This is a genomic window from Actinomycetota bacterium, assembly GCA_030774015.1.
Taxonomy (GTDB): domain Bacteria; phylum Actinomycetota; class UBA4738; order UBA4738; family JACQTL01; genus JALYLZ01.
In genome coordinates this window covers 1-4881 of the sequence record JALYLZ010000013.1, presented here as the reverse complement: position 1 = coordinate 4881, position 4881 = coordinate 1, and the positions used below count along the sequence as shown (strand labels likewise).

2 protein-coding genes and 3 pseudogenes are annotated in these 4881 nt (G+C 70.1%); 4 read left to right on the top strand and 1 reads right to left on the bottom strand.

Annotated features, from left to right (window positions below; genetic code table 11):
* Positions 1-770: FAD-dependent monooxygenase (locus M3Q23_00770; protein MDP9340644.1), on the bottom strand; the 770-nt coding region annotated here is incomplete at its 3' end.
* Between the two features lie 351 nt (positions 771-1121).
* Between M3Q23_00770 and M3Q23_00765 the strand changes: the two are divergent.
* The 4 genes and pseudogenes from M3Q23_00765 to nrfD all read left to right on the top strand — a co-directional run.
* A pseudogene (locus tag M3Q23_00765) lies at positions 1122-3245 on the top strand (molybdopterin-dependent oxidoreductase).
* 51 nt (positions 3246-3296) lie between these two features.
* A pseudogene (locus M3Q23_00760) lies at positions 3297-3314 on the top strand (hypothetical protein).
* A pseudogene (locus M3Q23_00755) lies at positions 3307-3753 on the top strand (4Fe-4S dicluster domain-containing protein). Before M3Q23_00760 ends, M3Q23_00755 begins: the two co-directional pseudogenes overlap by 8 nt.
* The coding region (gene nrfD / locus M3Q23_00750; GenBank protein ID MDP9340643.1) for a polysulfide reductase NrfD at positions 3669-4881 on the top strand (1213 nt) is incomplete at its 3' end. The pseudogene M3Q23_00755 and the gene nrfD, both read left to right, overlap by 85 nt.

Here is a 4881-nt window from a genome sequence, read left to right as displayed (position 1 = left end):
GTGGGACTGTGGATCCCGTAGTCGGTCCCGTATACGGCGATGAGGCCCTCGCTGAGATCGCGCAGGGTGGGCTCGCTCGTGCCGACCTGCGACTCGGTCAGCATGACCCCGACCGTCCCCCCTGGCTTGTAGACCACCTCGCCGTCCTTGATCTCGTACTCGACCTTGCCCAGGGCATGCATGCCCGAGGAAGTGCGGCGAATGCCCAATTCCGGCTCCTCGGTCATCTCGACCTCGGCGAGCAGGGCGCTCGTCGTCGGATCCCAGCCGGGGAACTCGATGCCGGCTCCTTTACGGACCAGGCTGCGTCCTCCGTCGCACCCGACGAGATATTGCGCCCGCAGCGACTGGTCATCGGACAGCTCGACGTCGACGCCGGCGCCGTCCTGCGCGAAACCGGTCACCTCACGTCCGCGGTAGATCGTCACCGCCAGCTCGCCGACCCAGCCGGCCAGTATGCGCTCGATGTGGTTCTGCCACAGCCCGAGCCCGTAGGGGTGGCGGGTGGGAAAGTCGCTGATGTCCAAGCGGGTCCCGGCGAACCCCGCGACCTGGGCTTTCTGTCCCTCCGACAGGAACCGATCGGCGATGCCGCGCTGATCGAGGACCTCGATGGTGCGTGAGTGGAGACCGCCTGCGCGCGAGCCGGGAAGGTCCTGGCTGGCGCGCCGCTCGACGATGGCAACGTCGACCCCCGCCAGCGCCAACTCGCCCGCCAACATCAGCCCCGTCGGGCCGCCTCCGACTACCACCACCGCATGTTCGGCCATACGCCACCCCCGTCCCCGTAGATTCCGGTTTCGGCCGGAGATTCTGCAGCACGACCCGGGTCTTGCCGCAAGCGCCAGGCGCGCAATACACTGAGAACGGCAAGGAGTGGGTACTCTCCTTCCCCTTGTCCGCTGCGGACGGACACGCCACGGACACGCCGCCTCGCTGAGTTCTGCTGAACGCGTCACCCACCCAGACTCCCGCTATCACCAGCACCGACTTGGGAGACACCTAGCCGCGAGGTCCTTACGTCGCTCTGCGATCCGGCTCTGGACGCACGCGTTTGCTCGAACCCCGCCCGGGAACGAACATCATCGCCGACCCGCAGGAGACGGAACGGAGGTACGCGCGTGGGCTTCCTCGATCGCTGGCCCGTCCTCGATCAGCTGAAGAGCCGCGATTGGACGGGCTTCGGACGGACCTCCTTCTCGAAGCGGAGCATCGAGCTGGTCCCGCGGACCAGCACCGCGGACAAGGTGGTCAAGTCCATCTGCCCCTACTGCGCCGTGGGGTGCGGCCAGAACGTCTACGTGTCCGACGGCAGGATCACCGACATCGAAGGGGACCCCGACTCGCCGATCTCCCGGGGCCGGCTGTGCCCGAAGGGCGCGGCCACCTTCCAGCTGGTAACCGGCTCGCACCGGGTCCACAGCGTCCTGTACCGCCGCCCGCACGGCACCCGGTGGGAGGAGATCCCGCTGGAGCAGGCCATGGACATGGTGGCCGAGCGCTACAAGAGGGCCCGCGACGAGCACTGGGAGGAGACCGACGACGAGGGGAACCGGACCAATCGGACCCTGTCCATGGCCTTCCTCGGCGGCGCCACGCTCGACAACGAGGAGAACTACCTGATCCGCAAGCTGACCGCCGCCACCGGGGTGATCCAGGTCGAGAACCAGGCCCGCATATGACACAGCTCCACGGTCCCCGGTCTGGGGATCTCGTTCGGAAGGGGCGGCGCCACCACCTTCCAGCAGGACCTCCAGAACGCTGACTGCATCGTCATCGAGGGGTCCAACATGGCCGAGTGCCATCCGGTGGGCTTCCAGTGGGTGATGGAGGCGAAGAACCGAGGCGCGACCATCATCCACGTCGATCCCCGGTTCACCCGGACCAGCGCCATGGCCGACGTCCACGTGCCCATCCGGGCCGGCAGCGACATCGCCTTCCTGGGCGGGATCGTCAACCACATCCTCCAGAACGACCGGTATTTCCACGACTACGTCGTGAACTTCACCAACGCCACGGCCATCGTGGCGGAGGAGTTCCGCGACACCGAGGACCTGGACGGGCTGTTCAGCGGGTGGGACGGTGAGAAGGGCGCCTACGACCCCGAGTCGTGGCAGTACGAGGGCGCCCACTCCCCCTCGTCGGCAGGCGACATGGAGATGGCCCACCTCATCGGGCAGGCCCAGGCCATGGAGGCCGGCGCCGGGATGGGCGACCGGCCCACGAAGTTCGATCCGAGCCTCCAGGACCCCCGGTGCGTGTTCCAGATCGTGAAGCGCCACTACGCGCGGTACACGCCGGAGATGGTCGAGGAGATCTGCGGCATCCCTCAGAACCTGTTCCTGCGGGTGGCGGAGGCCCTGTGCGACAACAGCGGCCCGGAGCGGACCTCGGCATTCTGCTACGCGGTCGGATGGACGCAGCACTCCGTCGGGGTGCAGTACATCCGTACCGCGGCCATCATTCAGCTCCTGCTGGGGAACATCGGCCGGCCGGGCGGCGGGATCCTGGCGCTCCGGGGCCACGCCTCGATCCAGGGATCCACGGACGTCCCGACGCTGTACGACCTCCTTCCCGGGTACATCCCGATGCCGAAGGCCAAGACGGACACCTCCCTGAAGCGGTACCTGGAGCTGGCGGGGACCGACGCCGGCCTGTGGAGCGAGCTCCCCAAGTACCTGGTGTCGCTGCTGAAGGCGTGGTTCGGCGACGCGGCGCAGAGATCGAACGACTGGTGCTTCGACCACCTGCCGCATCTCACCGGTGACCACTCCCACATGACCACGGTGGCCGACATGGCCGACGGCGCGGGCAAGGGCTACTTCCTGATGGGGGAGAACCCGACGGTCGGCTCGATGCACGGAGCGTTGCACCGCAAGGGATTCCGCGAGCTGGACTGGCTGGTGGTCCGCGACTTCACACCGACAGAATCGGCGGAGTTCTGGCGCGACGCGCCGGAGATCGCCCGGGGCGAGGTCAAGCCGGAGGACATCAAGACGGAGGTGTTCTTCTTCCCGTGCGCCGCGCATACGGAGAAGGACGGGACGTTCACCAACACCCAGCGGCTCCTCCAGTACCACCACGCGGCCATCGAGCCGCCCGGCGACGCGCGCAGCGACCTGTGGTTCATGTTCCACCTGGGCCGCCGGCTGAAGGCGCTGTACGCCGGATCGACCGACCCCAAGGACCGCCCGCTTCTGGACCTGACGTGGGACTACCCCACCAAGGGCGAGCACGAGGAGCCCGAGCGCGATCGTCCGGACCGAGTTCGACACCGTGTACGTCCAGCCGGACATCTGCAACGGGTGCGGGTACTGCGTCGCGGGATGCCCGTTCGGGGTGATCGACCGGCGGGCCGACGACGGGCGGGCCTGGAAGTGCACGCTCTGCTACGACCGGCTGAAGGACGACATGACGCCGGCCTGCGCCAAGGCCTGCCCCACCGAGTCGATCGTGTTCGGCGACCTGGCCGAGCTCCGCGACCGGGCCGAGGCCAGGGTCCGGCAGCTCCACGACCGCGGCGTCACCGAGGCCTACCTGTACGGGGTCGACGAGGCGAACCAGCCGGGAACGGGCGGGCTGAACGCGTTCTTCCTGCTGGTGGACGAACCGGAGGTCTACAACCTCCCGCCCGACCCGGTGGCGCCGAGGAAGAAGGCCGCGGAGGCGTGGGGCCGGGTGCTGGTGGGCGCCGCGGCCATGGCCCTGGCCGCGCTCGGCGCGGTGATGTCGAGCGGGAAAGCTGCCCGGTGAGCGACGAGGACGCCCTGGTCCAGGACGCGCCGGACCGGTACGGCGAGGGGCGGTTCATCGACCCCTCGGTCGGCGTGCTGGCGGGCGAGGCCTCCGAGCAGACGGTTCCCGCGAATCGGGATCGGGCGGAGGGCTCCGTCGCGCACGACGTGTGGGGTGAGGTCCCCTCCACCGACGGCGGCCGGCGCACGGAGCCGACGTACTACGACCGGCCCACGCTGAAGGAGCCCACCTGGATCTGGACCGTCCCCACGTACTTCTTCGCCGGTGGGGCGGCGGGGGCCGCCGCGGTGCTGGGGGCGGTGTCCCAGATGGCCGACCGCCGGGACCTCGCCGGCCTGGTGAAGCGGTGCCGATGGGTCGGCGCGGCCGGCGGCGCGGCCGGTACGGCCCTGCTGATCGCGGACCTCGGCCGGCCGTCCCGATTCCTGAACATGCTCCGGGTGTTTCGCCCGAGCTCGCCGATGAACTTGGGCTCCTGGGTGCTCTCCTCCGCGTCCGTCCTCACCGCCGGCTCCGCCCTCCTCGCCGAGACCGGCGGACTGCTGGGGGTGGCCGGCGACGCGGCCGGGATCGGGGCGGGGAGCCTCGGTCTGCCCCTGTCGGGGTACACGGCCGTGCTGCTCTCCAACACGGCCGTCCCGGTGTGGCAGGCCACCCGCCGGACGCTCCCCCTGCTGTTCCTGGCCTCGTCGGTGGCCTCCGCCGCCTCGCTCCTCGAGCTGATGGGACTGTCGGATCGCCAGGAGCGCATCGTGCGTCGCTACGGCGTCGCCGGGAAGCTGGCCGAGCTGGCGGCGGCCCAGGCGGTGGAGCGAGAGGCCGACGTCGTGGAACGGGTCGGACGGCCGCTCCACGAGGGCCTGTCCGGCGCGCTGTGGCGGACCGCCAAGGCCCTGACGGGGGCGAGCCTCGCGCTGTCGGTGCTCCCCGGAAGGGGCAGATGGAAGGCCCGGCTGGGCGGGGCCCTCGGGACAGCGGGCGCAATCACCCTTCGCTTCGCGGTGTTCCGGGCCGGGAAGGCCTCCGCGCAGGATCCCCGGGCCACCTTCGACCAGCAGCGAGCGGGGCGGGGCGGGGCCGAAGCCACGGGCGTGGCTGCGGTCACCGGCCCCGGCGGCCGCCGGG